29 protein-coding genes are annotated in these 20,673 nt (G+C 67.8%); 25 read left to right on the top strand and 4 right to left on the bottom strand.

The annotated features are described in order from the left end of the window. Positions 1-180: 180 nt before the first annotated feature. The gene (locus tag CSR00_RS02525; RefSeq protein ID WP_099020836.1) at positions 181-861 is read left to right on the top strand and encodes a hypothetical protein; all 681 of its coding nucleotides are present in this window, start codon (positions 181-183) and stop codon (positions 859-861) included. Between the two features lie 12 nt (positions 862-873). Here the strand turns inward: CSR00_RS02525 and CSR00_RS02520 are convergent, their stop codons facing one another. Next, on the bottom strand, positions 874-1,518 hold the full coding sequence (locus CSR00_RS02520; RefSeq protein WP_176561868.1) for a 3'-5' exonuclease: 645 nt from the start codon (positions 1,516-1,518) through the stop codon (positions 874-876). Positions 1,519-1,815: 297 nt separating this feature from the next. Here CSR00_RS02520 and CSR00_RS02515 point away from each other — a divergent pair, with 297 nt between their 5' ends. The 13 genes from CSR00_RS02515 (at position 1,816) to CSR00_RS02460 (ending at position 10,464) form a co-directional block, all read left to right on the top strand. After that, complete coding sequence (locus tag CSR00_RS02515) at positions 1,816-2,379, top strand: hypothetical protein (protein WP_099020834.1); 564 nt, start codon at positions 1,816-1,818, stop codon at positions 2,377-2,379. A gap of 140 nt (positions 2,380-2,519) precedes the next feature. Next, positions 2,520-3,095: a hypothetical protein gene (locus tag CSR00_RS02510; RefSeq protein WP_099020833.1), complete on the top strand. Its 576-nt coding sequence runs from the start codon at positions 2,520-2,522 to the stop codon at positions 3,093-3,095. Positions 3,096-3,225: 130 nt separating this feature from the next. After that, the gene (locus CSR00_RS02505; protein WP_141564226.1) at positions 3,226-3,768 is read left to right on the top strand and encodes a DUF6927 domain-containing protein; all 543 of its coding nucleotides are present in this window, start codon (positions 3,226-3,228) and stop codon (positions 3,766-3,768) included. Positions 3,769-3,837: 69 nt separating this feature from the next. Next, entirely contained in the window at positions 3,838-4,137 is a 300-nt protein-coding gene (locus CSR00_RS02500; RefSeq protein WP_099020831.1) for a hypothetical protein, read from the top strand. Next, positions 4,130-4,636: a hypothetical protein gene (locus CSR00_RS02495; RefSeq protein WP_099020830.1), complete on the top strand. Its 507-nt coding sequence runs from the start codon at positions 4,130-4,132 to the stop codon at positions 4,634-4,636. The genes CSR00_RS02500 and CSR00_RS02495 overlap by 8 nt, the downstream gene beginning before the upstream one ends. Positions 4,637-4,743: 107 nt before the next feature. Further along, on the top strand, positions 4,744-5,139 hold the full coding sequence (locus tag CSR00_RS02490; RefSeq protein WP_099020829.1) for a hypothetical protein: 396 nt from the start codon (positions 4,744-4,746) through the stop codon (positions 5,137-5,139). Further along, a complete protein-coding gene (locus CSR00_RS02485; protein WP_099020828.1) occupies positions 5,136-5,621 on the top strand; it encodes a hypothetical protein in 486 nt (161 codons plus the stop codon). The genes CSR00_RS02490 and CSR00_RS02485 overlap by 4 nt, the downstream gene beginning before the upstream one ends. A gap of 146 nt (positions 5,622-5,767) precedes the next feature. Beyond that, positions 5,768-5,953 (top strand): hypothetical protein, encoded by a 186-nt coding sequence (locus CSR00_RS29945; protein WP_141564225.1) that lies wholly within the window; start codon positions 5,768-5,770, stop codon positions 5,951-5,953. Beyond that, positions 5,950-6,393: a DUF4262 domain-containing protein gene (locus CSR00_RS02480; protein ID WP_099020827.1), complete on the top strand. Its 444-nt coding sequence runs from the start codon at positions 5,950-5,952 to the stop codon at positions 6,391-6,393. The genes CSR00_RS29945 and CSR00_RS02480 overlap by 4 nt, the downstream gene beginning before the upstream one ends. Further along, complete coding sequence (locus CSR00_RS02475) at positions 6,390-8,102, top strand: ribonuclease H-like domain-containing protein (protein ID WP_099020826.1); 1,713 nt, start codon at positions 6,390-6,392, stop codon at positions 8,100-8,102. The genes CSR00_RS02480 and CSR00_RS02475 overlap by 4 nt, the downstream gene beginning before the upstream one ends. 83 nt (positions 8,103-8,185) lie before the next feature. Further along, positions 8,186-8,611 carry a hypothetical protein gene (locus tag CSR00_RS02470; RefSeq protein WP_099020825.1) on the top strand — a complete coding sequence of 142 codons (426 nt, stop codon included), beginning with the start codon at positions 8,186-8,188 and terminating at the stop codon, positions 8,609-8,611. Positions 8,612-8,736: 125 nt separating this feature from the next. Next, positions 8,737-9,246 (top strand): DUF3846 domain-containing protein, encoded by a 510-nt coding sequence (locus CSR00_RS02465; RefSeq protein WP_099020824.1) that lies wholly within the window; start codon positions 8,737-8,739, stop codon positions 9,244-9,246. 144 nt (positions 9,247-9,390) lie between these two features. Further along, positions 9,391-10,464 carry an ATP-dependent DNA ligase gene (locus CSR00_RS02460; protein WP_099020823.1) on the top strand — a complete coding sequence of 358 codons (1,074 nt, stop codon included), beginning with the start codon at positions 9,391-9,393 and terminating at the stop codon, positions 10,462-10,464. A 116-nt stretch (positions 10,465-10,580) separates the two neighbouring features. Here the strand turns inward: CSR00_RS02460 and CSR00_RS02455 are convergent, their stop codons facing one another. Continuing rightward, positions 10,581-11,132: an Imm61 family immunity protein gene (locus tag CSR00_RS02455; RefSeq protein ID WP_099020822.1), complete on the bottom strand. Its 552-nt coding sequence runs from the start codon at positions 11,130-11,132 to the stop codon at positions 10,581-10,583. Positions 11,133-11,288: 156 nt separating this feature from the next. Between CSR00_RS02455 and CSR00_RS02450 the strand changes: the two genes are divergently transcribed. After that, the gene (locus tag CSR00_RS02450) at positions 11,289-11,534 is read left to right on the top strand and encodes a hypothetical protein (protein WP_245905792.1); all 246 of its coding nucleotides are present in this window, start codon (positions 11,289-11,291) and stop codon (positions 11,532-11,534) included. A gap of 541 nt (positions 11,535-12,075) precedes the next feature. Continuing rightward, positions 12,076-12,600, top strand: coding sequence for a hypothetical protein (locus tag CSR00_RS02445; protein ID WP_099020821.1), 525 nt, complete (start codon positions 12,076-12,078; stop codon positions 12,598-12,600). A gap of 34 nt (positions 12,601-12,634) precedes the next feature. Here CSR00_RS02445 and CSR00_RS31115 read toward each other — a convergent pair whose 3' ends face one another. Continuing rightward, positions 12,635-13,711, bottom strand: a complete 1,077-nt coding sequence (locus CSR00_RS31115) for a C40 family peptidase (protein WP_245905791.1) — start codon at positions 13,709-13,711, stop codon at positions 12,635-12,637. 331 nt (positions 13,712-14,042) lie between these two features. Here CSR00_RS31115 and whiA point away from each other — a divergent pair, with 331 nt between their 5' ends. The 4 genes from whiA (at position 14,043) to CSR00_RS02420 (ending at position 17,271) form a co-directional block, all read left to right on the top strand. Next, positions 14,043-15,044, top strand: a complete 1,002-nt coding sequence (gene whiA / locus CSR00_RS02435; RefSeq protein ID WP_099020820.1) for a DNA-binding protein WhiA — start codon at positions 14,043-14,045, stop codon at positions 15,042-15,044. A gap of 188 nt (positions 15,045-15,232) precedes the next feature. Then, positions 15,233-15,403 carry a hypothetical protein gene (locus CSR00_RS30500; RefSeq protein WP_176561867.1) on the top strand — a complete coding sequence of 57 codons (171 nt, stop codon included), beginning with the start codon at positions 15,233-15,235 and terminating at the stop codon, positions 15,401-15,403. Between the two features lie 121 nt (positions 15,404-15,524). Beyond that, on the top strand, positions 15,525-16,199 hold the full coding sequence (locus tag CSR00_RS02425) for a hypothetical protein (RefSeq protein WP_245905790.1): 675 nt from the start codon (positions 15,525-15,527) through the stop codon (positions 16,197-16,199). Positions 16,200-16,284: 85 nt separating this feature from the next. Beyond that, entirely contained in the window at positions 16,285-17,271 is a 987-nt protein-coding gene (locus tag CSR00_RS02420; protein WP_099020818.1) for a hypothetical protein, read from the top strand. Between the two features lie 28 nt (positions 17,272-17,299). Here the strand turns inward: CSR00_RS02420 and CSR00_RS02415 are convergent, their stop codons facing one another. Further along, complete coding sequence (locus tag CSR00_RS02415) at positions 17,300-17,539, bottom strand: hypothetical protein (RefSeq protein WP_099020817.1); 240 nt, start codon at positions 17,537-17,539, stop codon at positions 17,300-17,302. Positions 17,540-17,736: 197 nt separating this feature from the next. Here CSR00_RS02415 and CSR00_RS29935 point away from each other — a divergent pair, with 197 nt between their 5' ends. From CSR00_RS29935 to CSR00_RS31515, 5 genes are all read left to right on the top strand, one after another. Next, positions 17,737-18,117 (top strand): hypothetical protein, encoded by a 381-nt coding sequence (locus CSR00_RS29935; protein ID WP_141564223.1) that lies wholly within the window; start codon positions 17,737-17,739, stop codon positions 18,115-18,117. Next, a complete protein-coding gene (locus tag CSR00_RS02410; protein ID WP_141564222.1) occupies positions 18,114-18,395 on the top strand; it encodes a hypothetical protein in 282 nt (93 codons plus the stop codon). The genes CSR00_RS29935 and CSR00_RS02410 overlap by 4 nt, the downstream gene beginning before the upstream one ends. Before the next feature lie 257 nt (positions 18,396-18,652). Continuing rightward, positions 18,653-19,327, top strand: a complete 675-nt coding sequence (locus tag CSR00_RS02405; protein WP_245905789.1) for a sensor domain-containing protein — start codon at positions 18,653-18,655, stop codon at positions 19,325-19,327. A 288-nt stretch (positions 19,328-19,615) separates the two neighbouring features. Next, positions 19,616-19,933, top strand: coding sequence for a hypothetical protein (locus CSR00_RS29930; RefSeq protein ID WP_141564221.1), 318 nt, complete (start codon positions 19,616-19,618; stop codon positions 19,931-19,933). A gap of 450 nt (positions 19,934-20,383) precedes the next feature. Continuing rightward, a complete protein-coding gene (locus tag CSR00_RS31515) occupies positions 20,384-20,509 on the top strand; it encodes a hypothetical protein (RefSeq protein ID WP_281259660.1) in 126 nt (41 codons plus the stop codon). Positions 20,510-20,673 lie beyond the last annotated feature (164 nt).

Raw genomic sequence — 20,673 nt, 5'->3', positions numbered from 1 at the left:
CAAGCGAGGCATCCCCGGTCCCTGCACCACGTGCCATGGTCGCCGACGGTCCACAGTGCGCAGTAGAGCGATCTGGCAAGCCGACACCGAGCCGGCGGCGCCGTAACGCCTTTCTGCACCTCGACCGCTCATCCGGCCCGGCATGCGAGCCCGGCCACCAACCCGGCAAGGACGACCGACATGACCGACCTCGATCTCCTCATGCAGCGGCAAGAATCGCTCGACAACGAACTGCAGGGCTACCTAGTGGACTCGATCCTGGGGCCCGTCATCAAACACCCCCTGGTGTTCTCCATCCCGCACAGCCCACAGCTCAACGCCATGGCCAACGCGCGGCTACGTGCCAAACAGGCCGAATGCCGGATCGCTGCAGAGCGCCGAGACTGGACCCAGTACTTATTCCTGCACGAGCGGCCCTTCAGAGTGCACGCGTTCACCCGCATCTCGGCCCAGCTCGGCGACGTCGACTATTGGACCCGGCTCGCCGACCTGTGGGTCGACGCCGAGAACATCTACGAGCACGAACACCTGTGGGTGACGCTCCTGCAGGACGAATCCCGCACCCCGCGCAGGCACCTGATGATGACCGAAGCGGAGCGACGCAATCTGGCCCGGAACCCCGAAACCGTCTCCATTCACAGGGGTTTCACCGTCGATGGACGGCACGCGGGTATGAGCTGGACCCTGAACTTCTCGATTGCCCGCAACTTCGCGCTCCGCTTCGGAGGCCACGGGCCTCCCCGAGTGGCATCGGGAACGGTCCGCACCGCAGCGGTCATCGCCTATCTACGGGGACGTGGTGAACACGAAATCGTCGTCATGCCAGATGATGTCACCAACGTGAGTGTGGCCGAGGTCTAACCGCCTGGTGGCTTACGGGCCCGCTGCCATCGTCAGCAGATGACGGCGGGTCAGCTCGACATCTCCGAGGGCGCGGTGACCGCCGCCGTTGCGCAGCCGGCGTGACGTGCCCTCGAAGTCGCTGCGCGGAGCCATCACGTCGGCCCACCAATGAGCGTGCGAGATCAACCCGGAGGCGTCCACGCCGCAGCGGCGACAGTCATCGGCGACCACCCTGCGGTCGTAGTCGGCGTTGTACGCCAGAACCACCTTGCCGTCGACGAGTTGCGCGAACCGTCGATGCACCGCCGCCCACGACGGCACATGCGGGCCGGTAACCTCGCGCTCGGTGATCCCGTGGACGGCCTGAGCCGCCGGCGTCATCGGACACCCCGGATTGACCAACGTGTTCAGCAGCGTCCTACCCGTATGCGCGTCCACCACTGCGATCTCGCAGATCGGGCCGCCCATCGACACCGTTTCGGTGTCGACGACGACCGCGACCCCCTCCCGTAGAACGGCGCGCGCGAACCGCGTCGCCGCGACACGAGGGGACGCCGCCGCCGCATCGGCGAGGTACTGCCGGCGCAGTTCGACAGCGCGGCCCCAGTCAGGCCGGACGTCATGTGGAGCGGCCGTCGTGATCAGGGCATCCCTACAGCGCTCCAGCTGCGCCACGGCGCCCATCGAGGACGCGAGAGCACGGCGAGCGTCACCGCTGCAGCGCTGCGGGCCGCCGGGCTCGTGACTGGCCTTGCACACTGTGCCCTCATTCCGCCGCATCGCATCGTCTTGTCCGCCAGTGCCGACGACCACGACACGGCCCCGTCGACAGGTCCCAGATCGGTAGTACCGGCCGCCGCCGACATTTCCGTCAGCCGCGCCAGGACCAGATAGTCCGCGCAGCCGCGACGGAAACAGGGCAAGACGCCGGTACTACCACTACGAACACGTCCGCAGAGCCCTGGAGGAACCATGTGCAAAGGCAGCCACGAGCCCGGCGGCCCGCAGCGATGCAGCGGCGACTGCCGCGCCAAGGCCGCCCGGTCGGCGGCCGAAGTGACGGCGCTGGAGACCCGCCAGCGTGCACTGCACGCACGCATCGCCGAGACCTCCGCGCCCGCCGTCGAGGCCTGGGGACCGCACATCGGCCCTCCGCCGTTCACGCCGCCGTACGCGCCGGACTTCGACGAGTGGTATGCCGCGCACCGCGTCACGAACCCGGACTACCGCCGCGAGAACGCCTACAGCCACTTCTACAACCTGGCCGGCGACTGCACCGGCCAGCCGGGCTACTCCGATCAGACACCCGAGCAGGCCGAGCGCGCCGCACAACGGGAACGCGACCAGAAGGTGCGCAGCGACCGCGAACGGGACGCAGCAACCCTTGGATACGGCATGCGGTCCACCGCGGCCTATGTCGACGCTCAGCCCCCGGCGGACTTCTCGAGTTGGTCCCCGGAGCAGATGAACGACCCCCTCGGCCGCCGCGGCGGCGAGCCGCTGCCAGGAGCCGTCGATCACCGGCGGCGCGGCTGACGGCGCGGCCGGCTTCGAGGCAGCGCGCACCCGTCTCTGTCGGTGCGATCCATTAGAATCGAGGTCAGTCGAGCAGCACGTCGACACACACCTCCGGCCGGACACGAGTGCCCGGTCCCACACCTCTCAGGGAGACACCCATGACCACCTCCACCGCCACCGCACCCGCGTTCACCGTGACCCTCACCGCCGCTCAGATCACACTGTTCAGCATCGACGACGACGCCTTCGACCGCTGGTGTGAGGCCAAGGGCGACGAGCTGGAGTGCGATGTGCCCGAGTGGACGGAGCCGACCGCCGGCGCCACCCTGTCCCAGTTCTTCTACGAGGCACAACAGGCCGGCGTGGTCATCGGCGACGCCAGCTTCGACCTGCAGGTCAACGGTGACGACGACACCGAACTCAGCGGCTTCTACGCCGTGCTCAAGAACGCGGCCGGAGACCAACGCCTCGTCGGCCTCACAAGCGGATGGACCGAGGTCGCTCGCGTCGAGAAGGGCACCGACGTCCGGGAGAGTGCCCGCGAGCATCTCGACGAGATCTGCAACGTCGCCAACAGCGTCCTGCGCACCTTCGCCGCCTCACCGGACACCAGCAGCGCGCACCGCCACTTTGGCTACTGGATCAACCGCCAAGCGTGCACCGCGCGCTGCTACGAGTGCCAATACCAGTTCGTCGGCACGGAGGACACCGCCGAGGAGTGGAACCAGGCGTGACCCGCCGAGGGTACCGGCGGGTGTCAGAACCCACCGGTACCCTCAGAAACGTTGAGACGCAACACGGCACGACACCCATACGGCCAAGTGCGCGCACTTGGTCACCGACACCACAAGGGAGACCGGCACCATGGGATCAATCAGCTACGCCATCCCCCGAGGAAGCTCGGCCCTCGCCGAAGTCGCACAGTACGTGCGCGGCACCCGCGCCGAAGTGATCGCATCCAACAGCGCCCCCGGCGACGGATGCGAATGGGGCGGAATGTACTTCGCGGCCCACCGAGAAGAATCCGGCCAGGTGTGGGCCTCCATCACCCTGTTCGCCCAGCATCGCGGCGACGTCGTGATCAAGATGATGGACGAGACCATGGGGCCGACAGCGGTCGGCGTCGGCGCGACCGTCCTGGCAGCATTGACCGACCCACCCGAGGGTGAGTACGCCCGACAGTGGCGCCGCGAAGCCGCCCACTACCAACAGAAGCGCGCCGCCGCGCTCGCCGCCCGTGGCCAGTGGATCACACTGGCCGCCCCCGTGCCCCTGCGCAACGGAACCCGCATCGACACCGTGCGCGTGGAGACCCTGCGGTTGTGGAAAGCGGAGTCCGGGTTGCGGATTCGACCGCACTGGGACTGGTTCATGGCCAACTGGACGACCGCGCCACCCCGCAGCTGAACCCCCACTCGCCATCGCCCGCCGCCGGGCGCGCTTGCTCGACAGCGGACAGCCGAAAGGACACACGCCATGACCATGACACCTCACCACGTCCCCGTCGCCGGGGAGACCGCCGACGAGCACCGCCGACGCGGCCTATCGCTGAGCTACCGCACGGCCCACAGCCGCGGCGCCTACCGCGTGCGTTGGGACGCCTACGACCTCACCCTGCTCTACCTGAGCACCAACCGGGCGCACCTGGCCACGCCAAAACGCATCCACGCCCAGATCAACGGCGGCCGGTGCGCGTTCGCCCCCGTGCGGGCCGCGATCGCCGACGCCCGCCGGGACTGGACCACCGCACCGGCAGAACGAGGACACCATGGCTGACCCGCGCGACACCACCACGTGCACCGTCCACGGCACCATCGTGCTCGCCGGAGAGATGACCGACGCTCAGCGCGCCGAACTCGACGGGTACCTCGTGCGAGGCACGGAGTACCGCCCCGCGATCCTGGAGCTGGTCGGGCTGGAGATGAACCGCATCGACGACGAGTGGTTCGACATGTTCCTGAACGATATGACCGTCGAGGACACCGACCGGCTGGCCTGGGACGGTGAACTCGACGAACATCCAACGGTGTCGATCGTGGACTTCATCGCAGCGTTCAAGGCCGCCGCAGAACGCCACTGGCGGCTGCACGGCACCCTGCACGTCGAGATCGACGCCAGCGCCGAGCACGGCTGGCGGGGGACCGCCTCAGCACTGAAGGCCGTGATCGCCCGCGTCGAGGAACAACTCGCCCGCGGAGAGCTGCGCGAGCTCGCCTTCACCGCGGTGCCCAACCAGGACGGCCACCCCATCGGCAGGGTGTGGGTGACCGACTAGCAACGCACGCGTCATACCCAGGCGATACGAGTAGCACAGCCGCACAACACAAGTCGGCACACCAACGGCCAGGCACGCGAGCCCGGTCCACCACGAAGGAGACACCCGTGACTGATACAGACCCACTGCTTTCGGCGCTGCTGGGCCACCGAGACGCGCTCGACCGGGCGATCGCGCTGCGCTCGACCGAGATCGTTCGCGCATGGATGCTCAAGACCGGCCGCGCCAGCCTGTGCATCGACGAGGAACACCGCAGCCTGGCACTCACCTACGACCGCTCCGCACTGCTGGACGAACGCGCCGAGGCGCACGACCACGGGTTCAGCTTCGACGGACTCAACGACGCGATCGGCAACCTCCCACGTGAGCTGATCCGCTGGGAGCAGACTGCACCCAGCGGCTACACCGTCATCCTCGCCGACCTCAACACCCACCTGGGCCGCGTGCGCGACGATCGCAACGCCAACCCGATCGCCTCGACCGACCCCTGGGAGAAGCCGTGAACACCGCCGCCGCGCACGCGAGCACCGACCTGGTGACGGTGGCCTACCACGGCGCCCGAGCCGTCCAGACGGGCTTTCGCGCCTCCACCGACGACTGGCAGCCGATGCTGTTCTTCACCACCGCCGACGGTCGGCGGCACATCACCGCCGTCGCACACACCAATCAACAGAAGGACGCAACCGCCAACGCCGTCACCGCTCTGCTGCAGCGGCACCGCGCCGTGGAAGCCCTCTGGCTGGCCTCGGCATGGGAAGTCACCCCCGACGCCACCGACAGCGACCCCGCTGCCATCAGGCCCTCCCGCGACCCCCGGCGCCGCGAGATCCTGTTCCTGGTCCACGTCGGGAAGGACTTCGCCGCCGCACACCGTGCACCCATCCGACGGCACCGCAAGGGCGCCCCGACACTCGGTGACCTCACCGAGTCGCACTGGCACATCGACGGATTGATGAGCACGGCGCTACGCCGCGGCATCGGGTGAGGCCACCGGCGCGGGCACGCTGTCCAGCGGGCCCGCGCCGAGTGTCACAGCCGACCGATACACTCACCGAAACGGGTCGCAGCAGCATCGCGGCCCACCACCGGCACGGCCCGAGGGCCCTGTCATCGACCGATGAGGAGACAGCGATGCACTCCACTGCAGACGATCTCGCCGCACACGCGGATCACCAGGAGAAGATGCGCCGACGCGCCCGCGTTGAGCAGCGACGCTCCCCGGCCCAGCTGACGCCGCGCAGCCGAAACAAAGCCCGGATGCACAAACGTCCCGGCAAAGGCCACCGTCACGCCTGGCGACGTGAGGTCACCGCGTGAACACCGCAGACCGATACGGCGACACCCGCCGCTTGATCGACACCCACGGGTGGGCCGTGATCGGCGTCTTCCCGACCAGCGCCGAGGACGGCCCCCCGTTCAGCTACACCGTCGGACTCACCGACCGGGGACTGCCCGAGCTGGCGATCTACGGACTACCACCGCACACCGCCCACGGTGTGCTCAACGCCGCCGCCCGCAAGGCCCTCGACCACGGACAGCTTCCGTGCGGCGAACCGCTGTCCGAAGTGCTCGCTGGGGGACTGACCGTCGTCGCGCTCACCATGGACGACACCGACGACCTGACCACCGTGCGGGCACTCTACGGCGCCGTGCTCGCCGCACAGCAGATCCTCTGGCCGGATGCGCACGGCCGGATGCCCTGGCAAGACTGGGATCTCGGAGACATTCAGCCACTCCATGGTGGAGTGCCCACGTGAGCGCCGACACCGGTGGGGCGGTGCTGCTCGGCGGCTACGCGGCCAAACAGTGCCCCGTGCGCACCCAGCACGACTTCGGCCCCCACCCGCAGACATGGGTGCCCGACGACGAGGACCAGGCGCGACTGAACGCCGGCATCGCCTACGAAGCCGAGATCTTCGCCGCCCTGACCGAGGCGCACCCCGGCGCCGTCGTCATCGACAAGCGGCTACGACACGACGAGGCGGTCGCAGCGACTCTTGCCGCCATGGACGCCGCAGCGCCGCTCATCCTCGGCGGATGGCTGCCCGACGACCGCCCCGGTGCCCGCAAGGGCAAACCCGACCTCCTGATCCGAGTCGACGGTGGGTACCTGCCCGGAGACGTCAAACACCACCGCACCCTGGAAGCCAAGAAGACGAAAACCGCCCAGGTGTCGCGCTTTCCGAGCCCGCATCTGCGCCACACGGAGCCGGGCTGGACGTCGGCGACGACGCATCGTCTCCACGACGGAATGCAGCTGGCCCACTACACCCGGATGCTGGAGGCCTGCGGGCGGCACCCCGGCCCGGATCACCTGTGGGCCGCCATCATCGGCACCAGCACCCTGCCTGGTGCCGCCGGCGAGGAGCGGGTGCTGGTGTGGCATGACCTGACCGAGCCGCTGGGCCACACGTACTCCCGAAGCCGCGGCAAGGCCGCCCGCACTCTGCTGCAGCGATACGACCACGAGCACCGGTTCCGGGTGGCGGTCGCCGCCGCCGCGGCCGCCGGCGACCTGCTCGTCGAGCCCGTCCGGCAACCCGAATGCCGAAGCTGCCCCTACGAGCGGGTTTGTGCGCAGACGATGGGGGCCGACGACGCCTCCCGAGCACTGACGGTGGGCAGCCTCGACACCCGCGAGTGGCTGACGCTTCGCCGACTGGGCATCAGCACCACCGCCGCGCTGGCCGCCGTCGACGCCGACGACGATCGGTTCCTCGACGCCTACTACGCCGAAACCTCCCACAGGGGCCGCGAACACGTGCGGTCCCGGTTGCGCGGCGCCGTGGCGAGAGCGCAGATGATCGCCACCGGTACCGCACTGTCCCTCATCCACGGTGAACCGGTCGACGTGCCCACCGCCGCGGTGGAAGTCGACCTCGACATCGAATGGGACGCCGACGGCAAGGTCTACCTGTGGGGAGCCAGGGTGCGACGCGGCGGCGACGAGACCACCGCGCGGTTCCACGCCTTCGCCGACTGGAGCATCGACGACGACGCCCAGGAGCGGGCACTGGCCCGTCGTTTCGTGGGCTGGCTGCGGGACCTGCACCGCCACACCGTCGCGGCAGGGGACACGTTGCGGGTGTTCCACTGGTCGCCAGCCGAACCGTCTCGGCTCCGACGCATCCTCGGTGGCGACGTCGCCGACCTGCTCGACCCCGAGAACGGGGTGTTCACCGACCTGGAGCGCGTGTTCAAAGAACAGTTCCTCACCGTGCACGGCACGAGCATCAAGGTCGTCGCGCCGCTGTTCGGGTTTCGCTGGCAGGCTGTCGACGCCGGCGGCGCCCAGTCCCAGAGCCGCCACGACGAGGCGCGGGACGGGAACCCCCACGCCGAGGTGGCCCGGCAGTGGCTGCTGGGCTACAACGCCGACGACACCGCGGCCATGGCCGCCATCCGCGACGGTATGCGAGCGTGGGACGCGCGGTCGGCAGCCGAGAATGTCGGTGCCCTGCAATAGAATCGAGGTAGTCACTTACCAGTGGCGCATACGGCCGAGTGCGGGACGCTCGGTCACCGACACGTACGGCAGGGAGAAACGCAATGGCCGATTACTACGGCAAGGGCCGCACCAACGTCTTCAAGGTCAAGGACATCGACGCGCTCACGACCGCTTTGGCGGGCGCTGACTTCATCGTCGACACCCGGCCCGATCGAGGAGCAGACGCGGTGTTCATCCGCGTCTCCGATGACGACGCCTCCGGCAGCTGGGGCCAGCTCGTCTACACCGACGACGACGCCGAGCCCACCCAGTTGAGCGTCCCGGACATGATCGCCGAGCACCTCCAACACGATCAGGTAGCCGTGTTCGTTCACGTCGGGTCGGAGAAGCTGCGCTACCTCAGCGCCTACAGCATCGCCGTACACGCCGACGGTCGCCAAGTGCGCGTCGACATCGATGACATCTACCAGCGCGCCGCCTCGGAATTCGGTGTCACTATCGGCGAAATCGACTGGGCCATGTACTGATCGAGCCGCACACGGCAAGGACTCCGCCGACACCAACGGTGTCGGTGGCCCGCGATACAGTCAGGACGAACCACCCACCCGGCCGAGCGCGCAGCGCCCGGTCCACGACGGCCAAGGAGGCCCACATGATCGCCAACACCCAGCCCGACGCTCTGCTCCGCTCCGATGACATCACCAACGACCACCGGCCCGGCCCGGCCGTCGGCATCGGCCAGGCGCTCCGCATCGGCACCGACGCCAGCATCGAGACCATCGACCTCACTCCGTGCGACACCGGCAGGTTCGGGGCCACCATCCGTCAGGCCATCGGATGCCGGCTCTACACCGTCACTGACGCTACCGAGCGCATCGACATGTGGACCGACGACGAAGGGATGCCCGACCTGGGCGACGTCGAGCTCGTCGCCGCGACGCTTAACCCACTGGCGACTCTGCTGCTGGCCGAGTACCGCGCCGTCTACCAGCCCTACTTCGGGGTCGCCCTCTTCACCGGCCGCAGCGGCGAACACACCGCCGGCCTGCACCCCGCGCAGTTGACCGACCTGCGCGGCCGCGCCGAAGCGCTCGCCGCCCGGCCCTCGCAGCTTGAAGTGTTCCGTCGGCGAATCATCGCCGCCGCCGCCCGCCACGGCTGACCCCTGCACAGGTGGCCGACCGCGACCAGACAGCCGAGGGCGCGGTCGGCGCGCTCTGAATGTCAGTGCCGCACCGTAGAATTAGCAGTGTCCAACCAAACGGGCAGGCGTGCGCGTCTGCTCACCTACGAAGGGAACGTCAGCATGGACAACCAGACAGATTCGGTGACCCTGTACTTCACGTCGGGTACCAGCGACAAGGTGTACCACGCTCGAATCGAGGCGGCCGCGGAGGGCGGATACGTCGTCAACGTCGCCTACGGTCGGCGGGGAGGAACCATGTCCACCGGAACCAAGACCAAGACGCCGGTCGACTACGCAGCGGCGCGGCGCAACTTCGAGAAGGTGTTGGCCGAGAAGCGATCCAAGGGATACACCGACGGCGAAGCCGGTACGCCCTACCTTCAAAGCGAGAACGCGGGCCGAGTCAGTGGGTTGCTTCCGCAACTGCTCAACGTCGTCGCCGACGCCGACATCAGCCGCGTCGTGGCCGACCCGCTCTGGATCATGCAGGAGAAGTTCGACGGCCGTCGGCTGCTGCTGCGCAAGGTCGGTGGCGACGTCGAGGGGATCAACAAACTCGGTCTGGGCGTCAGCGTGGCGGCCCCCATCATCGCTGCCGCCGCGGCCATTCCGGGTGACGTCGTGCTCGACGGCGAAGTCATCGGGGATCGCTTCCACGTGTTCGACATGCTGTCGCACCACGGGATCGACCTACGCGAGCACCCCTACGGTGTGCGCTACAGCGCTCTGACCGACCTGCTCGACGCCGCAGGCGAGACGGCGCACCTCGGATACGTGGACTGTTGGACTGACGCCGCGGACAAGGCTGACCGGCTCGCCGAACTCCGCGAGCGCAACGCGGAGGGGGTGGTGTTCAAGCGCTCCGATTCGCCCTACCGGCCGGGTCGGCCCAACAGCGGCGGCACCCAACTCAAGCTCAAGTTCGTGGCCACGGCGTCGGCGGTGGTCACCACGATCAATCAACAGCGCAGCGTGGGTGTGAGCCTGCTGGATGGGAGCCATTGGCAGAGCGTCGGTAATGTGACGGTGCCTGCTAACCAACACATCCCGTGCGTCGGAGATGTGGTCGAGGTTCGCTACCTCTACGCCGCGCAGGTCGGCGGTGCGCTGTATCAACCCGTGTTGCTGGGTGTTCGTGATGACGTGGACCCCACCGAGTGTGTGGTGGCCCAACTCAAGTACAAGGCGGGCTGACCCCAGAACCGCACGCCCCCGCAGAGGCTCTACACCTCTGCGGGGGCGGCGGTCGGAGCAACTTCGGGCAGGCCGCCCAGGTCTGGTCCTCGGAGCAGTGGGGCGCCGGCGCCCGGCTACGGAGTGCGGCGCGGCGGGGTGCCGGTGGAGTAGGCGCCGTCGGTGAGCAGCGGTGCGCCGTTCTCGGCCAGGAACGCCGCCCTCAACGCCGCGGCGGTCATTCCGAGGAAGTGAGACAGCGGGACCAGGGCCAGCAAGCTGAGGGTGGGATCTGGTGCCGCGGCCAGGGGAACTCCGCCGCGGCGCAGCGTCCGGTACCCGCGCTCCACTTCGCCGAGGGTGTATCCGGCGGCCAGATCGTCAGCAGTCCAGGGCAATTCAAGGTAGGGAAGGCCCAGATCATCACGGATGTCATCCCCGAACACGCCGTACAGGAACCGTTCCAGCACCTCCCGATCCGCGGCGAACAGCATGTGTCGTTCCTCGGTGTCGTCCTCGGTCTGAGTAGTCAGCCGTAGTCGGTCGCGAACCTGGCGGATGTGATACCGCGTCGGTGGCCCCATCTGCGATCGCAACACCACGGTCTCGGTCGAGTCGTCCGTACTGCATCCGTAGCCGGCGGCGCGAGCCCAGCCGAGACAGTCGGGGCTGAGAACCGGCGCCGCCATGGTGAGCAAATGTATCCCGCCGCCCCACCGCCGCAGCCGGTGCCTGTGTCGCGGACCACGCTCGGGCCGACTGAGGCGGGGGACATGCCACCGGGGCTGGTCAGTGACCCGAAGTGGTGTGCGGACCGAGCGTCGCGGCGATCTAATGTGGACACCATGGCCGACAACGTGCTGCCAATGCACCGTCCTGGTCGAGGCCGCCGCACCGCTGACCCCGGTCCGCTGTTCACCGTCAAGGACGTCTCCGACGCAAGCGGGCTCCCGCAGCCCGCCATCAGCCAACTCGTCGGAAGCACGTGGACTGACCAGGGGCGGATGTTCACTGCCGACCAGATGCAGATGGCCGTCGACATCGCCGCAGAACAGCGCCGGCAGGCCTCGGCCGACGAAGCGGATACCTAGACACTCATGCTGTTGGCCGCCGAAGATCCCCACCGTCGAGCTGAGTGACGGAAAGGCCGGGATCTGCAGGTACTCCTTGGGTAGAACAGTCCTACCCGCAGGGAGTCCCACCGCATGCCCCACTCACTGAGCCGTTCACCAGCGCCGCCGCAACCAGTTCCTCCGAAGCGCGGCCTCGCTGTCCGCATCGCCGCCGCCCAGGCCGCAGTCACAGCAAGCAAGTGCACCGGCCGTCCGGTAGACCCACGAGTCGAGCAACTCGCGCAAGTCGCATCCGACCCCGCCGGTGAGCCCACGCGGTCGCGGACGACTCGGGCAGCCATCCCCGAGCGGGGCTGCGCGCCGCTCGGGGATTGACGCACGGTGGCCGACCGCGACAGACCATGGTCCCCGCTGCGACCCGCCGCGCCGGCCGAGCCGAGTGTCCATGTGCAAAGCAGCTGACGAACCCGGCGGGCCGCGCCGGTGCGCCGCAGAAGCGCGATCGCACTTCCAACGGTCGACACAACGTGTCGCCGAGCTGGAGCGTGAGCGCGCCCGCTTGACCGCCCGAATCAATGCCCTCACCGCCCAGCGCGAGTCCGTGGTGGAGGGCATCGGGGAGCAGGGGGCCCTGCTATTCGAGCAGCTCAACGGGCATCGCCCCGTGACCATCGCCAACACTCTCGGCCACGAAATCACCGCCAGCTACACCATCGGCGAGCACACCCCGAGCGTCCATCTGCGATGGGCCGGCCAACTGAAGTGGGGTTCGTGGAATCAGGCAGCCGAGCTCGATGCACCGATCGCTTACGCGCTGGCTGTCGCCCTGGAAGGCGGCCAGTGGAGGAACAGTGACCGACTGGAGCGAATTGCGCTGCCGCACAGTAACAAAGAGGTCAGCCTCGGAGCCAGTGACAAGATCAAGAACGGCGCCTCGTTCATCGTCATCGATCGAAGGGAGACCGACGAGTATCGCGGCTCAACCAGTTTCCTAGAACTCGATGGCAAAGCCGCCAAACGGCTGGCCGCCGAACTCAAAGCCGGCAGTCAGCAGTTACTCAACCTGGCGCCGGAACCCTCATAAAACGTTGGCGGACAGGCGATGTCCGCATTGAGGATCAGACTATTCGTTTGACCACGACGTCGGTGGGCATCGCGGCGATGCGCACCACGTCGCCGCGTTGCGGGGCGTGCACCACCTGACCCCCGCCGAGAGCTATCTGCACGTGCTCGGGTCCGCGGCTGCTGAACCGGGAGAACACGAGGTCACCCGGTTGAGCGTCGGCGGGGTTGATGCGCGTGCCCAGTTGGATCTGGTCGTAGGTCGTGCGAGGTAAGGACTCGCCGGTCGCCTGAGCGTAGGCCCACTGCGTCAGCCCCGAGCAGTCGAATCCGCCGCCCGTGGGGCCACTGGTGCCGCCGCCGCCCCACACGTACGGCAGCCCCTTCGCGGCCAGCGCCTTCTCCGCCACCCGGCGCCCGGCCTCACTGCCACCACGGCCGGACGGCAGTGCGGACGCCGATCGCTGCTCACCCGGAGACCCGTCCTTCGCCGAGGAGGACGGCGAGAACGCAGACGCCAAGCTCGCCGCCGGTGAGGCCAGCGCACTTAACGGAGAACCCCCACCACCGCCGCCGCCCGGCATGCCACCGCCGCCCGGCATCCCGCCACCGGCGCCCGGCATCCCGCCACCGGCGCCCTGCATCGCCGCCTTGGCCTGCTCGTAGTAGCGCTGCGCGAGGCGGTCAACGAGGACTCGGCGCAGATCCGCCGGCGGCATCTGCGCGCGCACGGTGTTGGCGCCATTGCCGACGGCATCAGCCTTGGCTTGCAGCACGCCCAACTGTCCCATCGGAGTGCCCTCTACCGGGGCCAACTGGTCGCGGCGATCGGCGTAGGTGTCCTGGGTGCCGTTCAGTTCGTCGCGAGCGGCGGTCACGTTGGCCCCGGATTCGTCGACGACCGGCACCAGCGAGGGGTCGACCTCAGCCAGGGCGGCGCTGATCTCGGCCTGGCTCTTGCGCTCGTCGATCAACTTGTCGATGAAGACGCCTAGCCCGCCAGGCAGGGCGTTGAGGCGCTGCTGGATCTGAGCGGGGACCTGCGACGGTAGCGGGGCCGTGACCGGCGTGCCCTCACCCAGCAACCCCCGCAGCTGGTTGAGGATCTGGGTCACCTCGTCGCCGGTGCTCACCGTCGAGTCGTCCCGACGGCGCACAGGACGAGCGCCAGGCGCGCTCGATCAGCGATGTCAGTCACGCGGTGCTCCCTCCTGTATCGAGATCAATATTCCCACGACTGGGGATGAAGTCGGGGTTATCGCACGTCACGTCTTCCTGTGGGTGTGGTTCGATTCGCCGCATCGACCGCGGCGCAGCTATCGAGACGCTTCCGGAATTCATGCCGGGCGAGGGGCCGGTTCGGCACACAACCTGGGGCATCATGAGGCGAACACGGTCGGCCGGATCGGCCTCACGCACCCGGCTCGGCTCGCCGCGGCAAGCACACGTGAAGGGGAACCCACGATGACGGCAACAGTCGATGCGAAAGCAGAGCTGAGCCAGCTGGTGGTGCGCTCGCCCTCGGCACGCAGAGCCGAAGTCTCGGCGCTGCTCAGATTCGGCGGCGGGTTGCAGATCGTCAACTCCCGGCTGGCCGTCGTGGCCGAAGTCGATCAGCTCGGAATCGCCCGGCGACTGTGCAGAGACATCCACGACCTGTACGGGCAGACCCCCGCGATCAGGCCGCTCGCGCCCGCCGCCGGCCGCGGCGAGAGGTTCCTGATCCGCGTCACCGACAGCGCCGAGGCGCTCGCGCGACAGACCGGACTGCTCAACCAACGCGGCCAGCCGGTGCGCGGCATGCCCGCCCACGTGGTGACTGGACAACTTCCCGACCTGGAGGCGGCCTGGCGCGGCGCTTTCCTCGCACGGGGAGCACTGGTCGAGAACGGGCGAACCCGCGGCATGGAAGTGACCTGTCCCGGCCCCGAGGCGGCACTGGCGCTCGTCGGAGCCGCGCGACGTCTGGCAGTGCCGGCGAAAATGAACGAGATCCGGGGCGTCGATCGCGTCGTGGTGCGCGACCCCGAACGGGCCGGGGAGATGCTGTTGCGCATCGGCGCAGTCACGACGCACCAAGCGTGGGTAGAGCGCCGTCAGCGCAGCGTCGAACGGATGCCGGTCGACCGGTCCGCCGGTTTCGACGACGCCAACCGGAGACGCTCAGAAGCGGCCGGTGCAGAAACCGCGGCCAGAGTGTCCCGAGCGCTCGACATCCTCGGTGCGACCGCACCCGACCACCTCGCAAAGGTTGGACGCCTCAGGATCGCGCATCCCGCTGTGTCGCTGGAGGAGCTGGGCCGCCTCGCCGAGGAGCCGATGAGCAAGGACGCCATCGCGGGCCGTCTACGGCGGCTCCTGGCCACCGCCGATCGCACCGCACGCCGGGCCGGCGTCCCCGACACCTCAGAGCACGCGCTGACCGACAGCCCCGGCGATGACCTCACCGCACGACGGTCTGGATGACGGCACCGCTCACTCGGTCGCGGTGTCCGCCGGAAGCCGACAACGCCCAGGTCGGGGCCGGTAATCGACCGCCGAAAATTGGTGCACCGGCCCGCCCCCACGTCGTGTGAGGATCTATGTAGCAACCAATGAGGTCCCCCGTGTGGCGCGGTGACCGGTCGCTACGAGTGAAGGGAACGGTCACGCCCATGGACGCTGCGACGGGGATGTCGGCAACCAACGACCCGGACTGGACCGTGGTGCGGGACTTCGTTCGCGAACTCAAGATCGCCTGCGATGACCTGCACGCCGAGCCATTCAACCCCGAGGCCCGCCAGATGGTGCTCAGGCTCATTCAAAGCGACAGTCCTGCAGCCTGATTCCGCGCTGGAGCGCGTCGCCAAGACGCGTGAGAACCCTGACACGGGTCACCTCCGGCTGCTCACCGATCGCTGACCGCAGCTGGTCGATGACCGTGGCGTACCTTTGCTAGGAGCAACGGTGACGACCAGGGGGGTGAGCATGGATCGCGGTCGCAGACGGCAGGTCCGGATGGTGTGCGGTCCGGTAGGCGTGGTCGCCGTCGTAGCCGCCGGTTGCGGAAGCGCTCCCGATACGTCGACGGCCTCGTCCTCGACCAGCCCGGAGCTCACGGTCAGCACGTCAGTGAGCATGCCGGTCTCCACCACCGATTCGCCCACGACGGCCGCACCCGCCGCCCCGCCGGCAGTGCCGCCAGGCAAGGTACTGGCCGGCCCGCAGTCGGCGTGCACATCGGCGGTCTCGGCAACACCGATCGACCTCACCGGGGTCGAGGTCAAGGTCGGTGAGATGGCCGGACGCGCCGGCACCAGCGCGCAGGTGACGATGACCTACACCGGGGACGTGCCCACCACCGGCACCGTGCTCTGGTCGCTGCTGGCCACCAACCCGGCCGGGGAGAGCGTGCAGCTCGGATACAAGACCCTCGACGGGCAGAAGGTCGGCTACTTCTACTTTCCGTTCGCCGAGGGCACCCAGCACAACATGGACGGCTTCGCCGACACCGACACCCCCGGTGAGATCGGCATGGTGCTGCCCCAGGCGGGCCTGGATGCCCTCGGTCCGGTGTGGTGGTGGTCTGCCACGGTCAACGTCGACGGCAAGGACATCGACTTCTGTCCCGACCCCGCGTGACGCCTGCGCCCAGACGCGACGACAGGTCCCCGACCGATGGCCGGCCACCGTGGCATTACCGGCGGAGCGTGGGAGGGGATACGGCGTGGCTTCCCTGACGCGGTACGGAACCGAGGTGGGATCGGCGTTCAGCCTGCTCGGCCAGAACGAGAACGACCTGACTGCAGCACTCGGGTTCACTCTTGCGCGCTGTCGGGCACTCAGCGACGCCGTGCTCACCCGCGTCTGGCCGGGACTCGGTGACGGTGAAGACGTCGACTTCGCGCTGGAAGTGCGCGCCGAGGTCGGCCGCACGGATCTTGAGGTGCGGTTGCCGGCTAGCTCGGCGCTGCTGATCTTCGAAGCCAAGCGGGACTGGCTGCTTCCCACGACGATGCAACTGGCGCAATACGTCTCGCGCATCCACCGGTACGGTTCGGGGGCGCTGGTGTCACTGTCGCAGGCCTCTACCGCTCTCGCCGAGACCCAACTGCCGACGCAGATCGAAGGCGTCCCAGTGGTGCACCTGCCGTGGCGCGACGTCCTCGCCGACATCACGGAGGCGCGAGCGAAATGTCGCGGGCGAGAGCGTATCTGGATTGACGAGCTGCACACCTACCTGATGGAAGTGATACGCATGCGCACAGTGGCCGACAGCCTGGTCTACAGCGTGGTGCTCAGCGAAGACCGCCCCGGCGGCGAGGGCACCCCGACGTTCCGCGAGTTCGTCACCGATCAGCTCTGCTACTTCCACCCCTACGGCGTCGGTGGATGGCCCACCGACCCGCCCAACTTCATGGCCTTCCGGTGGGGCGGCGCCGTGCAGCGCATCCACCGGATCATGCACACCGATGTCGTTCCCACCATCCGCGACCGGTTCCCCTACCTGCCCGAGAACGACGCCAGCGACCGACCGCACGCTGTGTACGACCTGGGGCCCAGAATCCCCCCGCTCGAACCCATCCCCAACGGCGCCGGCGTCTACCCGTCCTCTCGGCTCTGGGTCCTGCTCGACCAGCTGCAGATCGCACCGACACTCAAGGACGCCATCGCGGCGACACGAGCGCTCCAGGAGGGGTGGGTGCGCGGCTGACCTCTCTCCAGGACCGGCCCGAGATGCCCTATGTCTGATCGTCGCCATCGGTCTCGATGAATCCGTAGGTGATGGCGCCCGGCAACTCGGCACTGAGCGGTCGTGCAAAGGAGAGCTCTTGGGCGCGGTCGCGGAGGGCGTCGATGATGCGATCGATGGTGGGCAAATCGAGAAGGTCGAGTGGCCTTGTGAACTGCGTCCCGGATAGGAACTCTGCGACGCGGCTGATGCTCTCGACGAGCGTGTGGAGGTCGTCCTCGGCGATCAAGAACTCGAGGCGTTGTACGACGGCAGCTGACCAAGCCGTAGTGGTGCCGAGACGACGCTTCGCTTGGGCTTTGACGTTTCCGACCGTGCGCGAAAAGTGTCGGTGCGCCGCGGTAAAATCATGGTGTTGGACAACAGAGTTCAACACAATCCGGCTGGACGTGCGCGTTCGGTCACTGGACCCGCAAAGGGAGCATGATGCTGAAATCATCCGCAAACAATGAGGCCGCCGACAACGGCGTCGACGACACGCCGCCAATCGACAACGAAGCTGCTGCTGCCAGTAGCACCGCCTCCCAGGAGCGAGAGGCGATCGCCAACGCCATCGAGCGGCTAGAGGAACTCGGAATCGGCGCAGTGGCAGCAGTTTACGTTGACGACGAGAATCGACTGCCCTCTTATGTGCGACACGTCGGTAACGCGAGTGGTGGGCAAGCGTTGGACGACGCCGAGCTGGATTACGCCATCGGCTGGCTCCCCGCCGAGGCGTTCCTCAACGATGACTCGCCCTGGCCGGGGTCATACAACCCGTACATCACCCTGGCGCACCTGCGCACGATCGCGGAGGCGGGCAAGTGAGCGGCGGGACGTTGATGATCAACGACGTCGTGGTCGAGGCCAGCGAGTTCGCCTACGACGGCTGCCACAAGGTCTACCTGATCGTCTGGGGTGGCGACCGGGAGCTGATGCTCGATTGCGGCTACACCGCTGACGACATCCACCCGATCGAGCAGCTGCCCGAAGTGTGGGAGGAGACGTGCCCGCTGCGGTTCATCAGCAGCGCGGACCTCAGCGAGCGGTACGTCGAACAGTGCGAGACGGCGTGCGTGAGGTGGGAGCCCGCCGCGACCAGCTGAGCGCTGCGGCCCCAGACGGCCCGGAGCGGTGCCTGAGAGCGCCCTCCGGGCCCCGGCAGAGGAGATGGCAACGGATCATCGCAGCCGCGGCTCGGCGCCACAGGAGCAGGGGCGCCGGCCCCACAGGGGAGGACGTCGAGAGCGGCCGCCGGATTCGTTGACGGCGTGACGACGGAACGGGCCGTCCAGGCCGGTACTTCCCCCGCAGAGACACGTTCCGACACACACGACGCGGGAGGGCGGAGATGGGTTTCCGGATGAGCACAGCGTGCTGCGCAGCGATGCTGAGCGTGCTGACGGCCGGCTGCACGGTCAGCACCGACGGGACCGTCGTCGCGGCCCCGACCATGGGGCATGCACCACGGCCCATATCCACCGCGGCGCTGTCCCAGCTGTTGCTCAGCAGCCGAGAAGTGGGGGCGGTGATGGGCGCCTCCCTGAGCGTCACCAGCTCCAGCCACGGGCTGTACGAGAACGAACCGTTGGACGACGGGTGTCTGGTGTGGGCCGAAGCTCAACGCCACACCTATGAGGGAAGCGGTTGGACCGCTGTCCGCGTCGAGGAACTGCGCGACAGCCCTGACAACGCCGACCACATCGTCTACCAGTCGGTTGTGTCCTTCCCCGACGCGGCCAGCGCCCAGGAGCTATTCACCGCCCAGAAGGCTGAGTGGGCCAGGTGCGACGACCGGCGCGTCGCCCTGAACGACCCCGGACAACCAGCGCACTACTGGTCACTCAATACCGCGACCGACGACCAGGGCGTGCTCACCATCACCCGGTCAGAACAGGACCTCCCAGGCTGGTCCTGCCAGCGTGCGATGACTGTGCAGAACAACGTGGTCGTCGACCTGTCCGCGTGCGCCATGAACATCGACGACCGCGGTGCAGAACTTGCCCGACGCATCGCCCACAAGATCGACGATCAATAGCGCAATGGAGCGCGCATAACCACCAACACTTGCGGATCGGGGCCGGGAAACCTCGGAAACCATGGCACCCAGGTATCGCAGTCGCATCCGGTCAGGGCGTTGTAGGGTGCTGCCATGCTGAGCGGGGGTCGGGCGAGGACGTATCGGCTTGCTGTCGCGGCTCTCGCATGTACCGCGTTAGCTGCTGCGTGCGGGGCGCAGGAAACTGCTGGGCCGCAGACGGCCAGCAGCGCCACCGCCCAACCCACGAAACTGTCCGGCCTGCAGGAGTACCCATCGATCCAGGCGATGGCAGACGAACTGAACCGGTTCGGGCAGTCGTGCACCGTCAAGCCGCTCGGTGGCGGCGTCTACCCCGTCGACACCGGATCGTGTGAGGCGTATGGCCGGACCGTCGTGCTCGCCATCTACGCGAGCCAGGAGAGGCTGGACGAGCAGGTCAAGACGTTTGATCTCTTCCGCCAGGCGGGACTGGACTACGGGATCCTGGCGGGCAAGAACTGGACGATCGACTGCGGGACCCGGCCGGTGTGCGACAAGATCCACGACGACATGGGCGGGAGCATCTCTGCCGCGCTGCCAGTGACGCCCACGCCCACCTCCTAACCGCTGGACGGGGCTATTCAGGCCCCTATGACGGCGGTGCGATCGCCGAGGCCGAGCTCTACGCCACGAAGGACTGATCACACCCCAAGGGGACGTGCGCGGTGGAGATAGCGGGGCAGGGCATCGGGAACTCTGACCCTCAGGTATTGCAGTTTAAGCAAATGGGCAGCTATGTGGAGCGTCGACGCCGACGTCGCCCCACCACGGTCATCCAGGCCATGAGTGGCACGGGGGAAGCGCCGTAGGCGTGCAGTGACGTATCGCCGAATACTGCTGCCACACAATGCAAATGGGCTTTGAGGGCGGAGCCCGGACGTGATTCGAGATGCCAAGGCGCACAACGACCTCAAGTCGGGGCCGCCGGCCGGGCGCCCGCAGCTCCACCACACCAGTCGAGGCGAAGCCGAGACGACATACCCGAAACACACTGCAATACAGTATGATTAAGACATGACCAATGGCGAAGCCATCACCACCCACGCGATTCCAAAACTGTTGCACTACAACGATAAACGACCGAAAGCGATGGCCGCAGGCCATCCCGCCCAACCCAACACCTCGAAACCCGTTGTATAACAACCACACTCAACCACGCACATAGGCGCCGCCAGGCGCCGGCCTCGATGCTGTCTCTTATGCACATCTCCGAGCCCACGAGACCCAGGCTGACCTCGTATGCCGCCTCCTGCTTGACACGAAAAAAAAGACGACACGAACACAGTCCTTCACTCCACACCACT

The sequence above is a fragment of the Mycolicibacterium palauense genome (genome assembly GCF_002592005.1).
Lineage (GTDB): Bacteria > Actinomycetota > Actinomycetes > Mycobacteriales > Mycobacteriaceae > Mycobacterium > Mycobacterium palauense.
Note: the sequence above shows the minus strand (reverse complement) of the source record. Positions and strands in the feature narration are given on the sequence as shown.